Origin of the sequence: Paenibacillus sp. OK003 (assembly GCF_900109515.1) — a bacterium.
GTDB classification, from domain to species: Bacteria; Bacillota; Bacilli; order Paenibacillales; family Paenibacillaceae; genus Paenibacillus; species Paenibacillus marchantiae.
Map to the genome: position 1 here is coordinate 237,456 of NZ_FOBD01000005.1, position 20,555 is coordinate 258,010.

A 20,555-nucleotide genomic window follows, 5' to 3' on the forward strand; every position below is an offset into this window, starting at 1 on the left:
TCGAATTTATTGTAAACCCTTTCATAATAAAGACATCGGTACAGCCGAATGAACTTGGGGGAGGTCATTAGGATATGAAGAAAACGTGGATGACATTGTTGCTTACAGCGTGTATGGTTGCGGCGGCGGGGTGCAGCAGTGGCGGAGACAGCGCAGGTGGAAGTACAGGAACAGATACAGGAGGCCAGACAGCGGCAGGGACGGAAACGCCGAAGATTGGCGTGGCGATCTATAAGTTCGATGACACGTTCATGACGGGTGTACGGAATGCAATGACCGCAGCAGCGGAAGGCAAAGCCACACTCGATATCGTGGATAGCCAGAACGCACAGCCGACCCAGAATGAGAAAGTCGATCTGTTTGTATCCAAGAAATACAACGCAATGGCCGTGAATCCGGTTGACCGGACCGCAGCAGGTGTCATTATTGACAAAGCCAAAGCGGCCAGCATTCCAGTTGTCTTTCTGAACCGTGAGCCGGTTGCTGAAGACATGAACAAGTGGGATAAAGTGTATTACGTTGGAGCCAAGGCGGAAGAGTCCGGCACGATCTCCGGTCAGCTCATTGTGGACTACTGGAAGGCCCATCCGGAAGCAGATAAAAACGGAGACGGCAAGCTGCAGTACGTCATGCTGAAAGGCGAGCCGGGTCACCAGGATGCTGAGCTGCGGACCAAATATTCCGTTCAGGCCATCCAGGATGCCGGAATTGAAGTGGAAGCATTGGCGGAAGACACGGCGATGTGGGATCGGGTCAAAGGACAGGAGAAAATGCAGGCGTTCCTTGCCTCCCACGGAGACAAGATTGAAGCGGTATTGGCTAACAACGATGACATGGCACTCGGAGCCATTGAAGCGTTGAAAGCAGCGGGATACTTCAAAGACGGCAAAACGATGCCGGTTGTCGGCGTGGATGCAACGGCTCCGGCCATTCAGGCCCTTCAGGACGGAACGATGCTGGGCACGGTGTTGAATGATGCCAAGAACCAGGGCGCAGCTACGGTTGCACTGGCTTCCGTACTTGCGAAGGGTGAGACGCCAACGAAGGAAAACACGGGTTATGACATTACGGATGGCAAATACGTCTGGATTGCCTACAAAAAAATTACGAAAGACAACATTGCCGACGCCCAATAACAGCAGCAAACAGGGACGTCCGTCATGAGATGGCGTCCTTTTTTTGCCGGGTTTACGGAAGGGGAGGATGAAAGATGGAATCACCTTACCTGCTGGAGATGGACGGAATATCCAAAGCATTTCCGGGTGTGCAAGCACTGAGTCAGGTCACATTGAAGGTAAAGCCGGGTACGGTTCATGCGCTGATGGGAGAGAATGGAGCGGGCAAATCCACGCTAATGAAATGTCTATTCGGTATGTATCGCCCGGATGAAGGGACGATTCGGATGGACGGCAATCAGGTGGACATTCAGAGTTCGAAAGCGGCGCTTCAGCATGGCATATCGATGATTCATCAGGAGCTGAACCCGGTGCCACACCGTCCGGTGATGGAGAACATCTGGCTGGGGCGTTTTCCGATGAGGGGGCTGCTGGTGGATGAAAAACGAATGTATGCCGATACACTGGCTCTGTTCAAGGACTTGAATCTGGACATTGATCCGAAGGCTCAGGCGGGAACGTTATCCGTTTCCAAAATACAGTCGATGGAAATCGCCAAAGCGGTCTCTTTCCAATCTAAAGTTATCGTGATGGATGAGCCAACTTCCTCGCTCACGGGCAAGGAAGTGGACCAGCTCTTTGCCATTATTAATCAGCTGCGCAGTCGCGGGGTGTCTATTATCTACATTTCGCACAAGATGGAGGAAATTCTGACGATCTCGGATGAGGTCACGATTATGCGTGATGGTTTTGTAGTCGGTACCTGGGATGCTGCTGATTTAACGACCGATCTGATCATTACCCGCATGGTTGGACGTGATCTGGATGAACGGTTCCCGGAACGGACGAACGTACCTGGAGAAGTGATTTTGAAGGCAGAAGGCTTAACCTCCAGCCAGCCGAATTCGTTCCGGGATGTGACGTTTGAATTGAGGAAAGGCGAAGTGCTTGGAATTGGCGGCCTTGTTGGGGCACAGCGGACGGAATTGATTGAGTCATTGTTTGGCTTACGCGGACTTGCTTCAGGGACGATCTCGATTCATGGGCGCAAGGTGAGGATCAAGTCACCTGCCGCAGCAAAGCGCCATAACATTGCTCTGCTGACTGAGGAGCGAAGAGTCACAGGAATTTTTCCAGTGTTGTCTGTGTATGAAAATACGATTATCGCGAGTCTCGGACGTTATCGGAATCGGATCGGTCTGCTGGATGAGAAGAAAGGCCGAGATGAGGCACGTGAGCAGACTCTGAAGTTTAGAACTAAAACGCCTTCAGTTAACACGCTGATTCGAAACCTGTCTGGTGGTAATCAACAGAAGGTACTTCTGGCTAGATGGCTGTTGACTGACCCTGAAATTCTACTGCTCGATGAACCGACACGTGGGATTGATGTAGGCGCGAAATTTGAAATCTACACCATTATTACGGAACTGGCCCGCCAGGGCAAAAGCATTATTATGATCAGCTCGGAGATGCCCGAACTGCTGGGCATGTCGGATCGAATCATGGTCATGAGCGAAGGGCGGCTTACCGGAATCGTCGACGGTGCTGAGGCAACAGAGCAGGATATCATGAGGCTGGCCGCACAGCAGCGGATGGCTTAGTCAGGAGGGAAATACATGAATACACAAGTTATCAATCAGGTGAAGCAGTATGTGGCGCAGCGCGCGATCTTTATTGTGCTGATCCTGCTCGTCATTGGCATTGCCATTGCCGATCCGCACTTTCTTGCTTTCTCTACGCTGCGGGATATATTACAACAGTCCTCCACACGGGCCATCATTGCACTGGGTGCGGCGTTTATCCTGGTAACGGGCGGGGTCGACTTGTCGGCAGGACGGGTCGTTGGTCTAACGGCTGTTGTATCCGCATCCATGCTGCAAATCGACGAATATGCCAATCGGTTCTTTCCTGATCTGCCACATTTATGGGTGTGGGCGCCCATGGTCTTCGGGATTATTGCCGGATTGGCAGTAGGACTGGTGAATGGTATCATTGTAGCCAAATTACATGTTCCACCCTTTATCGCGACACTGGGTACGATGGTTGCGGTATATGGTCTGAACTCGATTTATTTTGATACAGAGCCCAATCAGTCACAACCCATTGGTGGATTGAGGCCCGATTTTACCGTTATTGGTTCTGGTTACATTGATCTTGGTGGTGGTTATTCCATTCCGTATATCGTATTGATTGCTGTAGCGGTTGCGCTGATCTGCTGGGTGGTCTTCAACAAGACCCGTCTCGGGAAGAACATGTATGCCATCGGTGGCAACATTCAGGCTGCGCATGTGTCCGGCATTCATGTGGCACGCAACCTGATTGCGTTGTATGCCATTGCAGGTGCCCTGTATGGATTGGGCGGTGTGCTGGAAGCCGCGCGTACGGGCGGGGCAACGAACAATTACGGTAACATGTATGAGCTGGATGCTATTGCGGCCTGTGTCGTGGGGGGCGTCTCCACAGCGGGTGGTATCGGTACGGTGCCTGGTGTTATGGCAGGGGTGCTGATCTTTGGAGTTATCAACTATGGTCTGACCTTTATCGGTGTAAGTCCTTACTGGCAGCTAATTATTAAAGGGTTGATTATTGTGGCTGCGGTGGCATTTGATATCCGCAAGTATATGGCGAAAAAATAGAGGTTTAGTAATGAAGCATAAAGCCAGCACTCTGGAATGACAAGAGTGCTGGCTTCTTTATTTTATGAATTTACAAACCTGTCCACAATATCAACCACGGGACCAACGATGCAGAGGAGCAGCATAAACCCGGCTACGTTAAAGGCTACCTTTGTACCATAGTGCGAACGATACTTGCTAGCGATAATTACAGCAGGTATCCAGAAGATTGCCGCCGCCACGAAGGGAAGGTGAAGTCCCTGGTCTCCATTACTATAGATAGGCAAGTTCAGTAGATTAAACAAATAGTGGCTGATCTGTACCTTTTCTGTGCCCCAGGGAAAATTAAAGGCCAACCCCATTGCGAGCACCAGCAGAGAAAGTGTCCCGATGCCCAAAGGTTTTCTTTGTTGTATCATGCTTATCCCTCCATTACCAAAGTTTTATCCTAAATAAATCCATTAATGTATTGTAACACAGTATGGATCAATCTGATGTAAGATCGTTTCGTAATATGCATTTTCCTATAAACCGTTTGTCCTATTTTAATTATAAATTTATACATTCATGTGAATTTGACGAGCCTCCACTAATCGACAACATTAGCTAAACATAATCGATATAATACATGTAATTGAGGTATTTGATGTGAGTAAAATGTCAAAGGGGGCGAGGCTTTTTGCTAAGTTACACGATGAAAATGCTTATTTTCCCGCTGGGATGTCTGCTTGTTATCCTGTCCTCTTATTTTCTAGGGCTTACTCCCCATCTCGCATTAATGATATGTGCTGGTGTGTTATTTGTAGCGAGTATATATGGGGAGAAACGTTATCCTGCTTTGCGTAACATCCATTGGATTTTTCTCGGCATATTCCATTATTTCAGTGAACTGAACTGGTGCGAATTGTTATATTATCTGCTGATCATGTTGATGATTCAAAATAAACAACGTGTTGCGCAGACGTTACCCATTTCGATGCTGCTATTGCTCGAATATACAGTGATTCGGCTTTCCTATGTACCGATTGATACATATGCTTTGCTGGTATCCCTGTTTGACATGTTAACGGCGATTGTCATTATATTTTTTTATCATACCCTGATTAATAGTGAGGCAGAGAAGCGCAGGCTTCGGGAGAAAAATCACTTTCTTACCCTCCATGACCCGCTCACCGGGTTGCTGAATTACGAAGGTTACATGGATGCTCTTAATAAAACGGTGGAGGAGCACCGCTCCTTTCTACTGATTATCCTGAATATTCAGAATTTTAACGGGTTTGACAAAGAGGTCGAAGACAACTGGTGCAGCGTAATCGGAAATACAGGCGAAATTATTACGACACAGTTTTCAGATGCATACGGTATATCCCGCTATGCAGGAGATCGCTATGCCGTCATTTTGCCTGAAATACAAAATATTGAAGAACGCATGTCGTCACTGCTGTCAGGGGAGTTGCGGGGGTTGCAGGTGAACTACAGTATTTCCCTGTATCCGGGAATGTCGGAGACGTTACAGCACTTTATTACGGTGGCGGAGGACAGGTTATTTCAGCAGCAACGCAATAAATGGTTAAAAAATGAAGAGGAGGTCTTCCGTTCTGAAAGACTCCGAGCCGTAGGTGAACTGGCGGCTGGCATGGCTCACGAAATTCGTAACCCGCTGACTGCCATTCGCGGATTCCTGCAGCTGTCACGCGGACAGGCATTCAATATCGCTCCGTGGTATGAAGTTATCATGGGTGAGATTACACGGGTAACGGAGCTAACGGCTGAGTTTTTACAGTTTTCCAAACCACACACCAATCACATGAAACCTGAACGAATAGGGCAATGTCTCGAACGTGTCATGTCGTTAACCGAGTCGGATGCAGCATCACGGGGCCACCGAATTACACTTGAAATGACTGGGGAGCCAGTTGTGGTTAACATGGATCGGGACAAGATCGTACAGGTTCTAATCAACCTGATCCGTAATGCTTTTGAAGCGATGGCAGACCCTGGTGAGGTGCATATTGATCTGTTACATGATGGAGATAAAGCGCTTATCTCAATTACCGATACAGGCAGCGGCATTCCAGAGAACTCTCTGGCGACGATCTTTAATCCGTTCTATACGACCAAGGAAGAAGGTACAGGACTTGGACTGGCACTCTGTCAGAAAATCGCTCAGGATCATCATGGCAAAATTACCGTTCATAGTGAAATGGGGATTGGCTCTACATTCACGCTTCATTTGCCTATGGGAGCTTAATTCCAACAACAAACAAAAACGCTGCATTCGGGTTCCAGAAGAACCGTTTGCGGCGTTTTTGTTTGTGGTGCTGTGTTTTGATCAATCATGAACACGGACCCCAATCAGGTAAGCTGTCCCTGATGTAACTGATAATAGAAACCTTGCTGTTGCATCAACTCCTCATGGCTGCCTCGTTCGGCAATTTTGCCCTCATCAATGACGAGAATCTGATCGGCCTCACGGATGGTACTCAGCCTGTGGGCAATGACGAAGCTGGTGCGATCCTTCATCAAGGTGCGCATCGCTTCTTGAATCTGCATTTCGGTGCGTGTATCGATGCTGCTGGTCGCTTCATCCAGAATAAGAATCGCGGGATCAGCGAGAATGGCACGAGCAATGGTTAACAGTTGTCGCTGTCCCTGACTCAGATTGCTGCCACCGGAAATGATCGGGGTATCGTAGCCCTGCGATAATTTGCGGATGAAGGAGTGGGCATTTGCCAACTTCGCTGCTTGCTGAATCTGTTCGTCCGTTGCATCCGGTTTGCCGTAGGCAATATTGTCACGAATGGTGCCGGAGAACAGATAGGCATCCTGTAACACAATGCCAAGTTCGCGCCTTAGCTGGTCTTTCTCCAATTCGGAGATGTCACAGCCATCAATGGTTATCCGTCCGCCCGTAATCTCGTAAAAACGGGGCAGCAGGTTGATGATGGTTGTTTTACCCGCTCCCGTAGGGCCGACAAGTGCAATCATCTCGCCTGGCTTGGCAGTGAAGCTGACCTTTTTCAAGATTTCCCTCTCGGAGTTATACCCAAAGGATACATCTTCAAATACAACTTTACCCTGGATCTGCTGCAGTTGTTTCTTCTGTTCTTCCACGTATTCACTTGGTGTATCGATAATGTGGAATACGCGCTCGGCACCTGCAATAGCTGCCTGAATTAGATTGTACTGGTTTGCCAAATCATTGATGGGCCGCTCAATCTGGCGGGAGTAAGCAAGGAAACTTACAATTAGCCCGATGGACGTCAGTTCGTGATAAGCCATCCATCCACCTACGGCTGCCAGTATGGCAAAGCCGATATTGTTCATGACATTCATCGTTGGCCCGACCAGACCTGATACGCTTTGAGCTTGGGTACTGGATGTGCGAAGCTTCTCGTTCAGATTTTGAAAATGTTTTTGTGCCTGCTCCTGACGATTATAGGCTGCAACCACCTTTTGTCCGGCAATGGTTTCCTGAGCGTAGCCATTAAGCTCACCAAGCAGCTTTTGCTGGGCGGTGAAATGTTTGCGTGTTCTTGAAGCGATCAGCCGAGTGGCAATCGTAATCAAGGGAACCGTCACCAGACTGAGCAGTGTCAGTCGGACATCCAGGGCTAACATAATCGACAGGGAGCCAACCAGCAAGATGGCGCTGGACATCAGTTGGGTTACACTTTGATTCAGCGTCGTGGACACGTTATCGATATCATTGGTAGCGCGGCTCATCAGATCACCGCTCTGATTTTTGTCAAAAAAGCTGATCGGCAGCTGCTGCAGCCGTGAAAACAGAGCATGGCGCAGATCTTTTACGGTCAGTTGGGAAACACCGATCATGACATAGGATTGAGCCCACATCATGAACGAGCCGAGGACGTATACGGTCAGCAATAACATGCAGTCTTTCAGCAGACCGTCCGTAATTTTGGGAACGATATGTTCATTGACCGCACGGCCGAGCAGATAAGGTCCTGCCAGATTAAGTAATGTCCCAAGAGCCGTCAGTACCAGAGCAGTGATAACCCCTTTGCGATGACGTCCCATGTATGACCATACTCGAATGATGGCGTGCCGGGCGTTCTTGGCTCTTACTTTGGGAACCGGACCTCGGCCGGGTGGCCCAGGTCTTCCGATCATTGGTGGGACAACGGTCTGATGGATGGAGGAAGAAGTATTTTTAGCCAAATTGAACATCCTCCTTCCGTTGCTGCGAATAATAGATGGATTGGTAATGTGATGAATGGGCCATGAGATGTGCATGTGTACCGCTTGCCACGATTTCTCCTTCATCAAGCACGTAAATACAGTCTGCATCCTGTACAGAAGAGATCCGTTGTGCAATCAAGAAGGTGGTGCTATTTCTCATTAGTGAATGCAGCGCCTTTTGAATGCTTGCTTCGGTACGCAGATCGACGGCACTGGTGCTGTCGTCCAGAATCAGAACCTCCGGTTGCATGAGCAGGGCACGGGCAATAGAAATCCGCTGTTTCTGCCCACCCGAGAGATTGACCCCACGCTGACCCAGCTCCGTGTCATATCCGTCTTTCAGATTCATAATAAAATCATCAGCCGCCGCCGCTTGAGCTGCGGTACGCAGTTCAGCTTCCGTTGCATCAGGTCTGCCGAAGCAGATGTTATCACGAATGCTGCCACTGAACAGGATGGACTCCTGTAATACGATGGACACACGGCTGCGAAGATCCTGGAGATCCCAGTTACGCACGTTCACTCCATTCACGAGCACTTCACCCTGTGAGGCATCATACAAGCGGGGGATCAGCTGTACAAGTGAGGTTTTGCCTGATCCTGTAGATCCGAGCAGGGCCACTTTTTCTCCCGGCCGAGCCGTCAGTGTAATTCTGGAGAGGGTATGTTCTCCATCATAGCGGAAGTAGACGTCCCTGAATTCCACCTGACCTGCTCCTTTACGAGACATATCATCTCCCGATTGAATATCAGGCTGGGTGTGAAGCACCTCGTTGATGCGTGTTGCAGATACCTTGGCGCGGGAGAAGCTCATCATCATCATGCCGATTGAAGTCAGCGACGAGAGTACAACCGTTACGTAGTTGATAAAAGCAATCAAATCCCCGGCGGCAATATCGCCTCCCACCACCTGAAAGCCCCCAAACCACAGCACCGCTACAATGGTCGCATTCAGCATCAGGCTTAATACCGGTGCATTCAGCGATACGATGCGCCAGGCTTTCACCGCTGTATGGGTATAGTCTTCATTGGCTTGCTGGAAACGCTTCTTCTCCTGACGTGCGCGTGCAAAAGCTTTGACGACACGAATGCCGGCCAGATTCTCCTGAAGAACCGCGTTCACCTTGTCTAGCTTGTTCTGAACACTGGCGAACAGCGGATAGGAAGCAGATATCAGGATATATAAGATGATAAACAGAATCGGAACGGACAAAATGAGAATGAGCGCCAGTTTGACACTGATCGTAAACGCCATAATAATACTGCCGATAATCAGCATCGGCGAACGGATAAACATACGCAGAAGCATCTGTACAAAGGTCTGCATCTGAGTAATATCACTCGTCAGGCGAGTGATGAGCGAGCCCTCCTGGAAGGTATCCAGATTACGGAACGAGAACTTCTGGATGTGATCAAACAATTCCTGGCGCAGATCGGTGCCGTATCCAACGGCAGCTTTGCTTGAAAATAGCGTACATCCTGCACCGCCAACCCATCCGATTAACGCAAAAAGAAGCATAAATAAACCTGTAGTCACGATGTGGGACAGGTTCCCTGCAAGAACACCATCATCCACAATGCTGGACATCAGCTTGGGTTGAAGCAGATCCATGGCAACCTCAAGGACCATGAGCAGCGGAGCAAGAATGGCCGCTGACTTATACGGGGTAAGAAATCGTTTTAACGTCCACAATGGGAAAAATCACCTCATTTGATATGAAATAATCATGTTGCAACTATTGATGAAGACAATTGAATTTTGATTAATATTCTCGCAGATTCTGAACCATGCGCTGGGCGAGCGCTGACATCAGCTGCGATTCTTCAGGTGTAAAATCCTTCTGGGCTTGGCGATCAAGCTCCTGGAATACTTCTCTCAGTTCCTTAAGAGCAGCACGGCCCTGGTCGGTCAGGTAGACACGCAGACTGCGCAGATCCTTCGGGTCGGCTTCACGCCGTATAAACCCCGAGCTTTCCATGCGTTTCAGCATTACCGTTACCGTTGCAGGGGCGCGGCGAAGCTGTTCGGCCAGATGTTTCTGGGTCTGGCCATCTTCCCGTTCAAGCTGGAATAGCAGCGGCGGTTGTCCAGGGTATAACTCAGGGTGGTTGACAAGCTTCTCATGGACCTTGTAACGCTGTAGCTTGACGAGTTCTGATAATTGGCCCAGTAATCGTTCATTTCGATCTGATTTCATAAGCGCTTCCATCCTTTTAATTAGTCGACTAACTAAATGATAAGTTTCATTTGACATATCGTCAAGTGATTTTTGACATCCACAGGAAGTATGTATTAGTGAGCCATAATGAATTTTTCAAGGAGAAGGAAAATATTGACGCAGGCCGGAGACGTTCACGCTGACCGCTCTTCAGAAAGTATACGAGACCATCAGTGGCAAAAAACTGCTGGCTGCTGCTTTCCGGCGCAAAATCGCCGATGGGGTCATCGAAACGGGGGAGTATGCAGGGAATGCCGGACATCAATACAACAGTGCAGAGCAATATATGATGTACCAGAAAGCACTGCTGTTCGGTGATCAGATTATTGCAGATAAGATCCTGAAAGCAAGCTCCGTATCTGTACAAAAAAAGCTGGGCAGACAGGTCGCAGGATTCGACCAGGCTGTATGGGAAGCGGAGTGCAAAATGCATTGAGTATGAGGGCAACGAAGCCAAATTCACTCAAAACGAACAATTGCTGACCACACTGCTCGCCACCCGCGGCACGACCCTTGTGGAGGCAAGCCCGGATGATCGCATCTGGGGTGTTGGACTGGCGGAAGAAGACCCGCGCATTCGTGATAGAAGAACGTGGCGGGGAACCAATTGGCTGGGTGAGATCCTCACTCGTCTTAGAGAGAATATAGGAAGTGATGAAGATGAACGATCAACAACATAAGAACAATATTCAGAACAACAATCGTAGAGGTTTCGAAGTTAAGCCTTGGAACCATGAGTTTCGGTGTACCTGAACGCGGCAATACTCCATGGTCTCTGGATGAGGAGCACAGCAGACTGATTATTAAGAGGGCACTCGAATTGGGCATCAACTTTTTCAGTACCGCCAACATGTATTCCGACGGAACAAGCGAAGAAATCCTTGGGCGTGCCTTAAAGGACTTCGCTCATCGTGACGAAGTCGTCATAGCTACAAAGGTATTTGTTCCGATGCGCAAAGGGTTGGACACGGTTCGTCTCTATGGAGAATAGATTAAACCTGCTCTACCGGGAAGAAGAAAGAGAAATGCTTCCCCTTTGCAGAGACGAGGGAGTTGGCGTCACTCCTTACCTGCCTTTGGCTGCAGGCCGGTTAACTAGGGATTGGAATGAACGGACCTCACGATCCGAGAATGACCAGATAGCTAAAGCGTTGTTTATTAAAACGGAAGAAGCTGATCGTAAAGTAGCTGAGAGAGTTGCGGAAGTGGCTGCTAACCAAGGAATTCCACGCGCACAGGTTGCTCTTGCATGGTTGCTGCAAAAAGAAGAGATCACCGCCCCAATTATCGGTTCGACCAAGACCAGCCATCTCGAAGATGCCGTTTCGGCGTTGTCGGTTAAATTGACACCTGAAGAAATTACCAGTTTAGAAGAACTTTATGTACCACATCCATTAGTATAAATTGGACACATCTATACAACGAATCCTATGTATTGAACTCTTCATGGATACGATGCATGAAGAGTTGATGCATGGTAACTCCCACGAAAGGGGAGCCACAAAAGGTGTTTGTTTTTGAAAGCTTTGATGTTCATGATGAGCGAGCAATGCGTCGGATTGATTTTCTTGACAGCAGGTCACGGTGAAATATAAAGAAGCCACTCCATTTTTCTGGAGTGGCTTTGTACTCAGCTATTATACGGTGAACGGTATAATAGCGATCGTGATCAAGCAAAGGATCGAGTTAAAGTTACAATGTTAAATCAGCCCGATGGAGACTGTGCAAAGACTACATTATAGCTTAAACGGCGGCTATCTTCTGCCTAGTGTCTCCCAAATTCCATGGAGCCAGGAGTCGAACTCAGCATCTTTGTCGCCCTCGTAAGTATCGTAGATATCCAGACGTGTCTTTTGCAATTTTTCCTTAAATTGCTCAAATGTGTGACCGTCAGGAAGGCTTTTTTTGATTCGCAGCAAAATTTTGTTAAGACCTTTAAACAGATCACCTTTGTTTTTGGCAGGCATTTGTACATCTTCATCCAACTGCTTAAGCTTGAGATATGCGGCTTCGCGCACTTGAAACACTTGATCACTTTTCAAAAGATAATGAAGCAACTGTATGGTAGGGACTGTATCCCAGTTTCCCAATTCATTCACCGCATTCAGTCTGTCTCTCCAGCTTGCCGACCGATTAGCCGCTCGTTTAAGCTCTTCAAAGTTTTCCGGTAGTTCGTTAACTGCTCCAACATCATGGTTGTTCGTCAAAGTTCAATCTCCTTAATCATCGCCATCTCGGCAGAATGATGAATGTTAATCAGGTGAACACCATTATAGCACGAATCTGGCTAAACTACTTCATCAAAGCCGATTGGTTAGCCTAAACATCACATTCACCAATTCATGTTTTTGCAAGGGCAACAGGATGAAAATTATTGTGTTCCATCCAGCTTGACTACGGATAAGTGGCCTTCATCCTGAGTTCAATGGGACTGAGGATGAAGGCCGCTTGTTTTTGTATGTAATCACTCATACCGTGTACACCCAACCAATCAGTCCACATAAAACAAAACCAAACGCATGCTGAGATCCGTAAATGGGAAGCAAATCGAGTACAGGGCTACCAATTTGAATACAAAAACCTCTGCTTTGAGCGGATGGAGAGAGAGCATGTTAGCTGACTCTGTTCCTATCTACAAAGAGAGGTTTTTGGTGTTTTATTTATATGTTGTGCGTAAGGATCATTTTATTTCTTAGAAAACATTTCTTTGGCTTCATCCATAGCCATTTTATTGCCGATTGAAGAATAGTCCAGCCAAGGTTGAGCGCCGATCGGGTAGACATGGCCTGCTTTGACAGCCTTCAGTCCTTGCCAGATCGGATTGTTTTGCAGTTCTTTGAACATGTTCTGAGCTTCATCATCCGAGTTCACAACAACGAAGATCGCATCTGCATCAAAGTCCGGCAGTATTTCACGTGAAACAACTTGATACGGTTTGGAAGAATCGAATTCCTCAATGCCTTTAGCTGGAGTTAACCCCAGATCTTCATACAAAATCGGGCCCATGGGACGGCGTGTACTGAATACACGCAATTCTTTGGCGGTAACACGGATCGCCATTACGGTGCCGTCACCGATTGTATCGTGAATCAGGGATTTCACTTCTTCCGTTTCAGTTGCATAATCCTGAATGTATTGCTCGGCTTCTTTCTCGCGATTGACCAGTTTACCAATGTCCTTCAGGTGGTCGCGCCAAGTGCCATCATCCAGATTGAAGACGTGTACAGGAGCAATTTTCTCGAATTTGGCAATATCATCTCCGGAGAATTCTTCGTCCAGGTAGATGACATCCGGTTTCAGGGCAAGCAAGGCTTCCATATCCGGGTCTTTAACGGGACCGAGCGGCGTTGTATTTTGAAGACGGTCAGCAACATGGGACAGGAAGGCTTTGGCTTCCCCGCCGATCACCGAACCAACCGGTGTAATGCCGAGAGACAGCAGGTCATTGGTCAGATGGATCGACATGGATGCGATGCGTTGATCTCCGGAAGCGGAATTGGTATCCTGTGTAGCGTTCGAAGTGTCCGTAGTAGAACTTTCCGACGCAGAGGATGAATTATTGGCGTTCCCGCAGGCTGCGAGTACAAGCACCAGACAGATGCTCATGAAGAGCATAAGGTTTTTCTTTAACATGGGTAATCTCAATCTCCTTGAACATCTCATGGATGTCGTTTTTATGTTGGGTGTAACGGTGAACCTATTCGGATTGTTCCGATAAATTTATTACTTGGTTCGTACCAGCAGGTATAAAAAGTAAGGTGCGCCGATCGCCGCGACCACAACGCCTGCCGGAATGGAATTGGGCTGAAAGATCGTTCGCCCGACCGTATCGGCAGCAACCAGGATCACCATGCCGATGAGTCCGGCGGCTGGGGTCAGATGGCGATGCATCGGGCCAACCAGTCTGCGGGCCAGATGCGGCGCCGCCAGACCAATGAATCCGATCCCGCCAGCCATGGACACACTGACGGCAGACAATGCTACCGTGCACAATAGCAAAATAACACGTTGGGATCTGACGGGTGTACCAATACTGGTCGCGGCAGCATCTCCCAGATTGAAGGCATCCAGCGTTTTGGAGCGGCTCCATATGTACGAGATGCACAGCACAATCCATGGAAGCAGCGCCTGGACATGTACCCAGTCTCTGCCCCAGACGCTACCTGCCAGCCAGCGGGCGGCGAAGGAATAGGTGTCTTCATCCAAACGCAGGGACAGATAGAGCGTCAGGGCATGGAACCCGGCTGCTACGGCAATGCCCACCAGAATAAGCTTAATGGGGGATACTCCGTTATGTCGGTCATAGGATAGCAGCATGATAATCAACGCCGCGGCGACACTGCCTGCAAAAGCAAACAGCGGAATCATCAAGGCCACCGAACCATTCATGGAATGGGAGAAGCTTACGAATACCATCAATCCAAAAGCCGCTCCTGCATGCAAGCCGAGGATGCCCGGATCGGCCAACGGATTGCGTGTAATGCCTTGCAGTGCAGCACCGGCAACACCGAGTCCCGCTCCGGCGAGTACAGTAACCAGAATACGTGGCAGTCGATAGTCGAACAATACAATCTGATCATCCGGCGTGCCATAGCCAAGCAGGGTGTGAAGCACGGCTATTGGTGACAAGCGAATGGTTCCCGAGTTGAGGCTGATAATGATAACGGCACAGGCGATACAGAGCAGCGCAACGCTGACCGCTATGGAACGTTTGCCTCGTGAAGGTGTATTGGTGTTCATCGCTATAGGGCCCTCCTTTCTTTACGGGCCAGATAGAGGAAGAAAGGTACACCGACAAAGGCAACCATAATGCCTACAGCCAGTTCTTGAGGCGGGTTCACAATGCGTGATCCCAGATCGGCGAGTACCAGCAAGACGGCTCCGAGCAGGGAGGACATCGGAATGATGAGTCGATAATCCACGCCAACCAATTTGCGAGAAATATGTGGTATAACCAGCCCAACAAAGCCGATCGAGCCTACAGCAGAAACGGATACGCCAGCCAGCACAACAACCGCCGTCAAGGCAAACAGTCTGGTCCAGCGGAGGTTGATTCCGAGATTAATCGCAACTTCTTCTCCTAGCGACATGAGAGATATCCGACGGGCCATAGGCAAAGTGAGCACCAGAGTAACGAGCAGAACAGGCAGAATCAGCTTCAGATGCCGCCATTCAATCCCCCCGAAACCACCCGCATACCAGAAGGCCAAATCCTGGCTCAAGTCAAAATATATGGCGACACCGGTGCTAAGCGAACTCAGCATGGCTGCAATAACGGCACCCGCAACGGTAAGCCTGATGGACGTCAGTCCTCCGGGTGCCGCCATGCCCAGCAGGAAAATGAGCAGCGTGCCAAGCACAGCCCCTACAAATGACAGGAACATAATCCAGCCATAAGGCAATCCTGGCCAGAAGGCGAAGCTGAGCGCCACGACAAAGGTAGCGCCCGCATTGATCCCCAGAATGCCGGTGTCTGCCAGCGGATTACGTGTGATTCCCTGCATGAGCGCTCCAGCTACAGCAAAGGCTGCGCCAATCACAGCAGCAGCAATGACACGTGGCAGCCTTAGCTCGTGAATAATCTGATGCGGCGTCAAAGCCGGGTTGTACTGAAATATGGCAGTCCACACGGTCTCCAGTGTCAGCCCCTTGGCACCAAGAGAAATGGCGACAAACATACTAAGCAGCAGTGCGGCAATGGCCGCCAAAAACATCAGGCCAACCGTCACTGCGGATTTTCTTGATTTGGACGGACGTTGTGACAGTCCCGGATGTTGAATGCGGGTCACTCCTTTGTTACCAACAACGCTTTGCTGTTGTTATTGATTATCATTATCAATTAGTGAACATTATAAAATCTTAATTCAGGCCCGTACATGGCATAAATTAAGATTTTAGAGATGGACATTTTTTAGATTACAGAAATGCTGGTTTGTTCGTCAACATAGAGAGCGCTTCATCGAGCTGGATGTTGATGGAATAAGGAGCATATACCACCCATGAATTCCAGTCTATGACATGAACGCGTCCAGCTTTTACCGCAGGATAGCTTTTCCACAACGGATCAACAGTAATCTGCTGTAACAGAGTAGTACGTTCGTGCATGGACGTAACCGCAATCAGCAGCACATCCGCTTCGAGGCCATCCCATTCTCCAGGCGTGAAAGACATCCAGTTGAATCCCACACCGTCAGGTTTGCCTGTCAGTTCTTTCTGAATTCGATCTGGAGGTGACAGCTGCAGGCTGCGGTAAAATACATGACCGAAGTTACGATTGCTGTACATACGCGGTCCTTTTGCAGTTAAGGTACAGATCGCGACGGTGACCTGACCTGCTGTATCTCTGATCTTTTTGCGAGCCCGCTCCGCCTTACGCTCATGCCGATCCAGCCACTCCTTAGCCGCTTGAGTACGATCCACGATAGAGGCTATTTTCTGCAAATGACCAAACATGTCTGTCTGATTCCAAGGGACGGTAATGATTGGAGCTACATCTCCGATATGTTCCATCGCCTTAGCGGCGGCGTTGTCCTTGGTTAGAATCAAGTCGGGATTCACATCAAGAAATGCCTGACGTCCCTGTTCCCATGGTTCATAGGCATGGAATGGCAATGTCAACGATTTGGGAACATGGGGCAGATGGCCCTGGATCTGCGCTGCGCATGGTGTGATGCCAAGCGTCATTAGATGATCGGTGTAAGGATAGGAGAGTGAGACGATATTTCGATGTACCTGCTTGGCATAGGAAGTTGGCGCGTAACCGGCATGGTTCCTGAAGCGGCGGCTGAAATAGAATTCGTCCCGATAGCCTACCTGGCGGGCTACATCACGAATACGCAGATCTGAAGTCATGAGCCATTCCTTGGCCCGATTCATTCGTAAATGAGTGATATATTCGATAGGATTTTTCTGCATCCGGCTCTTAAACAGCTGTGAATAATACGACGGATGCATACCTGCCAGTTCGGCCAGCTTCTCCAGCTTGATTTCGTTCATATAGTTTTCCCGCATATACTGCAAGGTGGATCTGAGCCACTGTTCAGGCTCGTCCTGTGCTTCCGCATGCTCCTGACCTTCCTGCGGCCAGAGCGTATGAAGCAGATCGGTCAGAAGCAGCTGCACTTTCAGGCTGGTCTGTGAAGCTTCTGTTGTTAATTGTGCGGCAATTCGCTGTATCCCATAGTAAGGGCCCTGAATCCACCCAGTTACAGGTGAACCAAGCTCTCGCACATATATTCGCCGTTCTTTCGTTTTCTCAGCAACCCGAAACAGATCGAAATGAATGATATACAATTCAATCTCATGGTCAGCATCAGAGAAAAGCTCCAGAGAAGTTCCCGGTGTAGACAAGAAGGCGGATTTACGAGTCACAAGGGATTCGATTCCGTTCGCTACCAGCTTGCCCGTGAATTTGTGCATGTAGACAAAGGTATGGTGAGGGAGCTCAGACTGACTCCATTGCCAATGCGTATTCACGGTAACCAGCTCTGCCTGACGCAATTCGAGCAGCGCATCGTTCAGAAAAGCATCCATTTCCGTTCGTGTCATGGATTCATCAGTGCGTTTCGGCTGATCCGGTTGGGTCAACGTGTGGGAGGTATTGCCGTTATTATTGGTGCTTGGATGGGTTAACATGGTGTGACCTCCTTTCCTCGCGAGGTTGATATATCATAGCGAGCGCAGCCGCATATCCGATGTGAACCACTGTCGGTACGTCATCATGCTGAGTAGAATGCTGGTAATGGCGGCTGAGCTGGTAAAAGCAAACACGATCAGAATCTGGTAACGCACGGCCTCAACCGGATCAGCACCCGCAATAATCATGCCTGTCATCATACCAGGCAGCTGTACGAGTCCTACCGTTTTCATGCCATCGATCGTGGGGATCATGCTGGATTTTACGGAACGTTTCAATACGTCCTGAAAAGCACGTCTTGGCGTTGCGCCCAATGCAAGCAGGGATTCAATCTCTCCTTTGGAGGATTCGACCTCGCGTTTCATCTGATTCAGGAACAGCCCGGACACTACCATGGCATTCCCGATGGTCATCCCACTCAATGGAATAATGTATTGGGGAGTAGGCTCTACAATACCCAGGCCTAGCAAGAGCCCCATCATGAGCAGCTCCGTGACCGTAATTGCAGCCGCAATATATAAGGAAATCCAGCGAAGTCCTTTGCCACGTTTGCCAGCATTAATGGAGGCTACGATAATCATGAATCCGACAATGGCAATGATAAGAACGGGGTGGTCCGAGTTAAATATAAATTGAAGTACATATCCGACAAGCAACAGCTGTACAGCGGAACGAACGGTGCCTATAGCAATATCCTTTTCCAGATCAAGCTTCTGCCAGACAGAGATGAGCATGGTGACCATCACAAATATAATGGTAAAACTCAGAGCGATGAGTGACATGATTTCTCCTTATTCTGCCGCAGGGGCAGGGTGCATAATGAATTGTCTGGCCAGGTCCGTGGCCGGATTGTCAAAAAAATGAGCTGTCGGCTGGCGCTCCAGCAGTGTCTGATTGCCCATAAACCAGGTGGTTGTACTGAATGATTGTGCCTGTTCCTGATCATGGGTAACCCAGACGAGCGAAGTACCTTCCTGCTGGCTCCAGCGGGTCAATTGCTCTTCCACCAGGCGTGCGTTGGTCCGATCCAGGGAAGCAGTCACTTCATCCAGCAGCAGGACCTCAGGACGCAGTATCATGGAACGAATAAGAGCTATGCGCTGTTTCTCCCCACCGGAGAGGTCGATGGCCCGCTTATGAATATCAAGATTCTCTAATCCCATACCTGTAAGCAGGCGTCGGGCGAGATCCTGATCGTATGGCTGCTTGTGAAGCAGATGCACTGTTTTCAGGTTATCTTCCACACTGCCTGCCAGCATGACAGCTTGCTGTGCGACATAAGTCATGCGTGTACGCCAGATACGAGGGTCCGAATCCCGATAAGAAATTCCTTTCCAGATCAGGTCTCCTTCATCAGGAATATCCAGCAGGGCGAGAATGCGGAGCAATGTGCTCTTCCCTTGGCCGGATGCACCGAGTATGGCAATACGTTCTCCCTGATCCACTTCTGCGTTCACATGTTCAAATAAAATACGCTGCTCGGTTAAACCGATACGTTTTACTAGATTATCAATGGTTAAAAGTGTGGACAAAGTCGGGTCGTCCTTTCATCCGTGATCTGCAATCATCTTAGCAAAAATACGAAAAAATTGAAATGAGAGTGAATCTCAATTAGATCATTGAAATGACAACATGGAATGTGAAAGATGAAACGGGTCTGACGCAAGCGGTTCTTTTTGGTAAAATAAAGAAGACTCCGTGTTGGCCTAATCGAGATCGTGATCTTTTTAAAATATGTTGATATCAGGGGAGGCTTTACGATGACGAAAGTGGTTGGACGGGACAAGGTGAATTGGGGCATTATGGGTACGGGATGGATAGCATCCCAGTTCGCACGAGATCTGGAGCATGCCGGAAACGCCGTAAAAGCGGCGGTGGGTTCACGAACATCTGAAAGCGCAGAGAAGTTTGCAGCTGAATATGGTTTTGCATACGCTTACGGTTCATATGATGAGATGCTGCAGGACCCTGAAGTGGACATTATTTATGTGGCAACACCGCATCCGTTACATAAGGAAAATGTACTTGCTTGTCTGGAAGCGGGTAAAGCAGTACTTTGTGAGAAACCGTTTACGATGAATGCCCGTCAGCTGGAGCAATTGGTGGAGAAGGCGCGTGAGCGCAATCTTTTTCTCATGGAAGGCATGTGGACACGCTTTCTGCCACCAATTACCCAAGCCAGAGCTTGGATTGCGGAAGGCAGAATCGGCGAGGTACGTTTGGTCAAAGCAGACTTTGGTTTCCGCGTAGGCTGGGAGCCGGAAGGCAGGTTGCTTAACCCGGATCTGGGTGGTGGGGCTTTGCTTGATGCAGGGGTATATCCGATCTCCTTCGCGTCCATGATTTTTGGCGAGCAGCCTCAGCATGTGTGGAGTACTGCGAACATTGGACAGACGGGTGTGGATGAACAGTTCTCCGTACTGTTGTCTTATTCGGAAGGTCGTTCTGCATCGCTGAACGGGGCCATTCGTCTTAACCTGAGTAACGAAGCGGTCGTATATGGCACGGAAGGGTACATTCGTTTACCACTTTTCCTGGCAGGCAAAGAAGCTTATCTTCATGTGAACGGTCAGGACGAACCGGAGACATTTATCGATGACCGGACGTGTATTGGTTATGCGTTTGAAGCGGAGGAAGCAGGTCGCTGCATTCTGGAAGGACGTACGGAGAGCAGAACGATCCAACTGGACGAATCCCTGGAAATTATGAAGTTGATGGACACGATTCGTGGGCAGTGGGGCCTGCGTTACAAATCCGAGAAATAGAC

General features: G+C 49.0%; 16 protein-coding genes and 3 pseudogenes. 8 read left to right on the forward strand and 11 right to left on the reverse strand.

The annotated features are described in order from the left end of the window. Positions 1 to 74 precede the first annotated feature (74 nt). From BMW94_RS09685 to mglC, 3 genes are all read left to right on the forward strand, one after another. The gene (locus BMW94_RS09685; protein WP_076290272.1) at positions 75 to 1,136 is read left to right on the forward strand and encodes a galactose ABC transporter substrate-binding protein; all 1,062 of its coding nucleotides are present in this window, start codon (positions 75 to 77) and stop codon (positions 1,134 to 1,136) included. 74 nt (positions 1,137 to 1,210) lie between these two features. Continuing rightward, on the forward strand, positions 1,211 to 2,716 hold the full coding sequence (locus BMW94_RS09690) for a sugar ABC transporter ATP-binding protein (protein ID WP_090997634.1): 1,506 nt from the start codon (positions 1,211 to 1,213) through the stop codon (positions 2,714 to 2,716). 15 nt (positions 2,717 to 2,731) lie between these two features. Continuing rightward, entirely contained in the window at positions 2,732 to 3,751 is a 1,020-nt protein-coding gene (mglC, locus tag BMW94_RS09695; RefSeq protein WP_076290270.1) for a galactose/methyl galactoside ABC transporter permease MglC, read from the forward strand. Between the two features lie 62 nt (positions 3,752 to 3,813). On the opposite strand, the gene BMW94_RS09700 is transcribed toward mglC, so the two are convergent. Next, positions 3,814 to 4,149 (reverse strand): hypothetical protein, encoded by a 336-nt coding sequence (locus BMW94_RS09700; protein WP_090997637.1) that lies wholly within the window; start codon positions 4,147 to 4,149, stop codon positions 3,814 to 3,816. Between the two features lie 260 nt (positions 4,150 to 4,409). Between BMW94_RS09700 and BMW94_RS09705 the strand changes: the two genes are divergently transcribed. Then, entirely contained in the window at positions 4,410 to 5,981 is a 1,572-nt protein-coding gene (locus BMW94_RS09705) for an ATP-binding protein (RefSeq protein WP_254790196.1), read from the forward strand. A gap of 104 nt (positions 5,982 to 6,085) precedes the next feature. On the opposite strand, the gene BMW94_RS09710 is transcribed toward BMW94_RS09705, so the two are convergent. From BMW94_RS09710 to BMW94_RS09720, 3 genes are all read right to left on the reverse strand, one after another. Then, the gene (locus BMW94_RS09710) at positions 6,086 to 7,921 is read right to left on the reverse strand and encodes an ABC transporter ATP-binding protein (RefSeq protein ID WP_175480637.1); all 1,836 of its coding nucleotides are present in this window, start codon (positions 7,919 to 7,921) and stop codon (positions 6,086 to 6,088) included. Next, on the reverse strand, positions 7,905 to 9,626 hold the full coding sequence (locus tag BMW94_RS09715; protein WP_090997644.1) for an ABC transporter ATP-binding protein: 1,722 nt from the start codon (positions 9,624 to 9,626) through the stop codon (positions 7,905 to 7,907). The genes BMW94_RS09710 and BMW94_RS09715 overlap by 17 nt, the downstream gene beginning before the upstream one ends. A gap of 70 nt (positions 9,627 to 9,696) precedes the next feature. Beyond that, complete coding sequence (locus BMW94_RS09720) at positions 9,697 to 10,131, reverse strand: MarR family winged helix-turn-helix transcriptional regulator (RefSeq protein WP_175480638.1); 435 nt, start codon at positions 10,129 to 10,131, stop codon at positions 9,697 to 9,699. 145 nt (positions 10,132 to 10,276) lie between these two features. On the opposite strand from BMW94_RS09720, the pseudogene BMW94_RS30905 reads away from it, so the two are divergent. The 3 pseudogenes from BMW94_RS30905 to BMW94_RS09735 form a co-directional block, all read left to right on the forward strand. Next, a pseudogene (locus BMW94_RS30905) lies at positions 10,277 to 10,417 on the forward strand (ADP-ribose pyrophosphatase); the annotation flags it as partial. After that, a pseudogene (locus BMW94_RS09730) lies at positions 10,409 to 10,832 on the forward strand (NADAR family protein); the annotation flags it as partial. The pseudogenes BMW94_RS30905 and BMW94_RS09730, both read left to right, overlap by 9 nt. A 53-nt stretch (positions 10,833 to 10,885) precedes the next feature. Further along, positions 10,886 to 11,555: pseudogene (locus BMW94_RS09735) on the forward strand (aldo/keto reductase). Positions 11,556 to 11,906: 351 nt separating this feature from the next. Here the strand turns inward: BMW94_RS09735 and BMW94_RS09740 are convergent. The 7 genes from BMW94_RS09740 to BMW94_RS09770 form a co-directional block, all read right to left on the reverse strand. Next, on the reverse strand, positions 11,907 to 12,359 hold the full coding sequence (locus tag BMW94_RS09740) for a HEAT repeat domain-containing protein (RefSeq protein WP_090997655.1): 453 nt from the start codon (positions 12,357 to 12,359) through the stop codon (positions 11,907 to 11,909). Positions 12,360 to 12,837: 478 nt separating this feature from the next. After that, positions 12,838 to 13,785, reverse strand: a complete 948-nt coding sequence (locus BMW94_RS09745; protein WP_090997658.1) for an iron-hydroxamate ABC transporter substrate-binding protein — start codon at positions 13,783 to 13,785, stop codon at positions 12,838 to 12,840. A gap of 90 nt (positions 13,786 to 13,875) precedes the next feature. Then, a complete protein-coding gene (locus BMW94_RS09750; protein ID WP_090997661.1) occupies positions 13,876 to 14,892 on the reverse strand; it encodes a FecCD family ABC transporter permease in 1,017 nt (338 codons plus the stop codon). 2 nt (positions 14,893 to 14,894) lie between these two features. Continuing rightward, positions 14,895 to 15,866, reverse strand: coding sequence for a FecCD family ABC transporter permease (locus BMW94_RS09755; RefSeq protein WP_064641087.1), 972 nt, complete (start codon positions 15,864 to 15,866; stop codon positions 14,895 to 14,897). A gap of 202 nt (positions 15,867 to 16,068) precedes the next feature. Next, positions 16,069 to 17,787: a helix-turn-helix domain-containing protein gene (locus BMW94_RS09760; protein WP_090997664.1), complete on the reverse strand. Its 1,719-nt coding sequence runs from the start codon at positions 17,785 to 17,787 to the stop codon at positions 16,069 to 16,071. Between the two features lie 33 nt (positions 17,788 to 17,820). After that, complete coding sequence (gene fetB / locus BMW94_RS09765) at positions 17,821 to 18,570, reverse strand: ABC transporter permease (RefSeq protein ID WP_064640349.1); 750 nt, start codon at positions 18,568 to 18,570, stop codon at positions 17,821 to 17,823. Positions 18,571 to 18,579: 9 nt separating this feature from the next. After that, complete coding sequence (locus BMW94_RS09770) at positions 18,580 to 19,320, reverse strand: ABC transporter ATP-binding protein (RefSeq protein WP_254790197.1); 741 nt, start codon at positions 19,318 to 19,320, stop codon at positions 18,580 to 18,582. 228 nt (positions 19,321 to 19,548) lie between these two features. Here BMW94_RS09770 and BMW94_RS09775 point away from each other — a divergent pair, with 228 nt between their 5' ends. Then, entirely contained in the window at positions 19,549 to 20,553 is a 1,005-nt protein-coding gene (locus BMW94_RS09775) for a Gfo/Idh/MocA family protein (protein WP_090997667.1), read from the forward strand. Positions 20,554 to 20,555: the final 2 nt, after the last annotated feature.